This is a genomic window from Streptomyces sp. NPDC086519, assembly GCF_040686075.1.
Classification (GTDB): domain Bacteria; phylum Actinomycetota; class Actinomycetes; order Streptomycetales; family Streptomycetaceae; genus Streptomyces; species Streptomyces shenzhenensis.
Genome location: NZ_JBFBJL010000143.1, coordinates 1 through 4,526, shown reverse-complemented (window position 1 = coordinate 4,526; position 4,526 = coordinate 1). Strand labels below are relative to the sequence as shown.

Here is a 4,526-nt window from a genome sequence, read left to right as displayed (position 1 = left end):
CGCAGCGCCTGGACGGCCAGGTGCAGGGCGACCAGCGACGACGAGCACGCCGTGTCCACCGTCACCGCGGGGCCCTCGAAGCCGAGCACGTAGGAGACGCGGCCGGACAGGACGCTGGCCGAGGTGCCCGTGCCCATGACCGCCTCGAGTTCTTCGGGGACGCGGGCTCCGGAGCCGTAACTGTGGTAGGTGACGCCGGTGAAGACGCCGACGTCCTTGCCGCGCAGCGGGGTCGGGTCGATGCCGGCCCGTTCGAAGACCTCCCAGGAGGTCTCCAGCATGAGCCGCTGCTGCGGGTCCATGGCAAGGGCCTCGCGCGGGGAGATGCCGAAGAAGGCCGCGTCGAAGTCGCCCGCGTCGTGGAGGAAGCCGCCCTGGCGGACGTAGCTGGTGCCGGGGTGGTCGGGGTCCGGGTCGAAGAGGTTGTCCAGGTCCCAGCCCCGGTCAGTCGGGAAGTCACCGATGGCGTCGCCGCCGGTGGCGACGAGGTTCCACAGCTCCTCCGGGGAGGTCACGCCGCCCGGCAGGCGGCAGGCCATGCCGACGATCGCGACGGGTTCCGACAGTCCTCGGCGGATGTCGGCGTTCTCCCGTTCCAGCCGCTCGTTCTCCATGAGCGTGACACGCAGCGCTTCGACGACCTTCGCGTCGGGAGTGGTCATCCCGGCCTCCGCCTTCTTCCCCATCGTCATCACTTACCGGCCTTGCTCATGGCGCGCTGCACCAGGTCGTCGACGCCCATGTCGGCTATCGCCGTCTCCCGCTCCTGCGCCGGGAGCTCCTCCGCGTTCGCTTCGCCTTCCTCGGTGAGCGTCATGAGGGCGTCGAGGACGCCCAGTTCCCGGAGGCGGCTCAGCGGTGTCCTGGCCAGGACGCGGCGCAGGTCCTCCTCACTGTCCGGCGCGGCGGGAGCGGAGGTGTCGTCCGGGCCGAGTGTCGCGCGCAGGTGGCGCATGAGGGCGACGGGCGTCGGATAGTCGAAAACGAGGGTGGTCGGCAGACGGACCCCGGTGTGGTTGGCGAGCCGGTTGCGCAGTTCGACCGCCGTGAGGGAGTCGAAGCCCAGCTCGTTGAAGGCCAGTTCGGGGCCGATGGCGTGGGCGGTGGCGTGGCCCAGTACCCGGGCGGCCTCCTCCCGGACCAGGCCGAGCAGGAGCTGTTCCTGTTCCTCGGTGGTGGCACGGCTGAGACGCTGGGTGAAGGCACCGGCGTCGGCGGCCGTGCCCGCCGTGCGCCGGGTCTGCCGGACCAGGCCGCGCAGCAGCGGCGGCACCGGCCCCGTGGCGGCCTGCGCCCGCAGCGCGCCGAAGTCCAGTCTCATCGGCAGCAGCACCGGCTGGGGCAGGCGCAGCGCGGTGTCGAACAGTGCCGCGCCCTCGTCCTCCGACAGCCCGATGACTCCGCCGCGTGCCATCCGCTGCTGGTCGGCGCCGGTGAGGTGACCGGTCAGGCCGATCCCCGCGCCCTGCGTCCACAGGCCCCAGGCCAGCGAGACGGCGGGGAGGCCCTGGGCTCGGCGCTGGTGGGCGAGGGCGTCCAGGTAGGCGTTGGCGGCGACGTAGCCGCCCTGTCCGGAACTGCCGAGGGTGCCGGCGGCCGAGGAGAACAGGACGAACAGTGCCAGGTCCAAGTGCCGGGTCAGTTCGTGCAGGTGGTGTGCGGCGTCGGCCTTGGAGGCGAGGACGGTGTCCAGCCGTTCGGCGGTCAGGGCGGTGAGTACGCCGTCGTCCAGGGTGCCGGCGCTGTGCACCACACCGTTCAGCGGGGCGTCCGGGGAGACGGTCGACAGCAGCGCGGCCACGGCATCCCGGTCGGATACGTCGCAGGCGGCGATGCGGACCCTCGCCCCGAGGGCGGTCAGTTCGCGTTCCAGCTCGGCGGAGCCGTCGGCCCAGGGGCCGCTGCGGCTGGTCAGCAGCAGGTTGCGTACGCCGTGCTCGGTCACCAGGCGGCGGGCCGCCACCTTGCCGAGTGCTCCGGTACCGCCGGTGACGAGGACGGTGCCCCGCGGGTCGGGCCGGCGCGGCAGCGTGAACACGTTCTTGCCGATGTGCCGGCCCTGGCTCATGAACCGGAAGGCGGCCGGAGCGTGCCGGATGTCCCAGGTGGTGAGCGGCGGCGGGGTCAGAACGCCCTGGTCGAAGAGGGCGACCAGCTCGGTCAGCATCCGCTCGATGCGTTCGCCGCCCGCGTCGGCCAGGTCGAAGGCCCGGTAGGTGACGCCGGGGTGCCGGGCGCCGACCTCGGTGGCGTCGCGGATGTCGGTCTTGCCCATCTCGATGAACCGGCCGCCCCTGGGCAGCAGGCGCAGCGAGGCGTCCACGAAGTCACCGGCGAGCGCGTCCAGGACGACGTCGAAGCCCCGTCCGCCGGTCAGGTCGAGGAACTGCCGCTCGAAGTCCAGGGTGCGGGAGTTGGCGAGCCGCCCGTCGGGTACGCCGGCGGCGCGCGCCGCGTCCCACTTGGCCGGACTGGCGGTGCCGTAGACCTCGGCGCCCCAGTGCCGGGCGAGCTGCACGGCGGCCATGCCGACACCACCGGCGGCGGCGTGGATCAGCACCGACTCGCCGCGCTCCAGCCCCGCCAGGTCCCGCAGTCCGAACCAGGCGGTGAGGTACACGCAGGGCACCGAGGCCGCCTGTTCGAAGGACCAGCCCTGCGGCATGGGCGCGAGTGTGCGGCAGTCGGCTACGGCCACGGGGCCGCCCGCGCCCTCGAAGAGGCCCATGACCCGGTCGCCCGGGGCGAAGCGGGTGACGCCGGGACCGACCTCCGTGACCACACCGGCGCCTTCGTTGCCGATGCTGATCTCACCCGGGTACATGCCCAGCGCCATCAGTACGTCACGGAAGTTGAGGCCCGCGGCGCGCGTCTCGATCCGGACGTGCCCAGGAGGCAGTGCCGCCCGTGCCTCCGGCGCCGGCAGGAGGGCCAGGCCGTCCAGCGTGCCCGGGGCCCGCGTGCCCAACTCCCACGTCGGCTCACCCGCCGGTGCCGTCAGGACTTCGTCGGCGCCGGCCCGGGTGAGACGCCGCTGGTGGCAGACTCCGTCACGCAGGGCGAGCTGTGGTTCGTCGCCGTCGAGCAGGGCGGCCAGGAGGGTGGGGAGCGTGTCGGCGGAGGCCGCCGTGGCGTCCGTGTCGAGGAGCAGGACGCGGCCGGGGTGCTCCGACTGCGCTGTGCCCACGAGGCCCCACGCCGCGGCCACCGCCGGGTCCAGCCGGTCACCGTCCCGCACGCTCACGGCACCCCTGGTCAGCACCACCAGGCGTGTCTGTTCCAGCGCGGGTGCGCCGAGCCACGCCTGGAGCACCTCCAGGGTGCGGTGGGTGACGTGGTGCACGTCAGTGCCCTTGGGTTCGTACAGCAGGACCGCCGACGGTCCGGTCACCCGCGTCACGTCCTCCACGGTCCGCACGGAGACCGTCTCCACGGGGGTGGCGGGAGCGACCCGCAGCTCCTCCCAGCCCACGAGGAACATCTGCTCCAGCGGCGTCCGTCCGCCGGCGCCGGCGGCGTCCAGCCTGCCCGTCGGCACCGGCCGCGACACCAGCGACTCGATCACCGCGACAGACGCGCCGTTCGGGTCGGCCAGCCGGATACCTACCCCGTCCTTTTCGAAAGGCATGATCCGTACCCGCAGTGCCGACGCGCCGGAAGCGTGCAGCGACACCCCTCGGTAGGCGAAGGGCAACGCGGGGCCCGCGTCGGCGCCGGTGCGGTCGCGGAAGACGGTGGCGTGCAGGGCCGCGTCGAGCAGCGCGGGATGCAGGCCGAACGCGGCGGCCTCGGAGGTCAGTTCCTCGGGCAGGGCGACCTCCGCGTAGATCTCGTCGCCCCGCGTCCACGCCGCGCGCAGGCCGCGGAAGGCGGGACCGTACCCGTATCCGTCCGCCGCCAACTCCTCGTAGACGCCGCGCACCCGGTCCTCCGGGACCGGTACCGCCCCGACGGGCGGCCACCGCGTCAGGTCCTGTGCGTCCGGCTCGACGCTGCCGCCGACCGGGCCGCTCTCCGGGCTCAGCGTGCCGCTGACGTGCCGCACCCAGGCCGCCTCCTGGCGGCGCGAGTGCACCGACACCTGACGCCGCCCGGACCCGTCCGGCGCGTCCACGGTCACCCGCACCTGCACGCCCTCGTGCTCGGGGAGCGGCAGCGGCGCCTCCACCACCAGTTCCTCGACGGCACCGCAGCCGACCTCGTCCCCGGCACGCACCGCCATCTCCACGAACGCCGCCCCCGGCAACAGCACCGTCCCCGCCGCCGCATGGTCCGCCAGCCACGGATGCGTGCGCAGCGACAGCCGCGAGGTGAACAGCAGACCGCCGGACCCGGGCAGCTCCGTCACAGCACCCAGCAGCGGGTGCTCGGCCTGTGCCAGTCCCAGCGCCGCGGCGTCAGCCGTGCCGCCGCCTCGGCCCAGCCAATACCGCTGGTGTTGGAAGGCGTAGGTGGGGAGGTTCCAGGCGGTGTGTGGGGGTGTTTTGGTGTTTTGGCCGAGGTGGGTGGTCCAGTTGATGGTGTGG

2 protein-coding genes are annotated in these 4,526 nt (G+C 73.4%); both read right to left on the bottom strand.

The annotated features are described in order from the left end of the window. Positions 1–662 (bottom strand): beta-ketoacyl synthase N-terminal-like domain-containing protein (locus tag AB0P24_RS47555; RefSeq protein WP_365805683.1); only part of this gene is annotated, 662 nt, incomplete at its 3' end. Between the two features lie 29 nt (positions 663–691). Continuing rightward, positions 692–4,526 (bottom strand): SDR family NAD(P)-dependent oxidoreductase (locus AB0P24_RS47550; protein ID WP_365805681.1); only part of this gene is annotated, 3,835 nt, incomplete at its 5' end.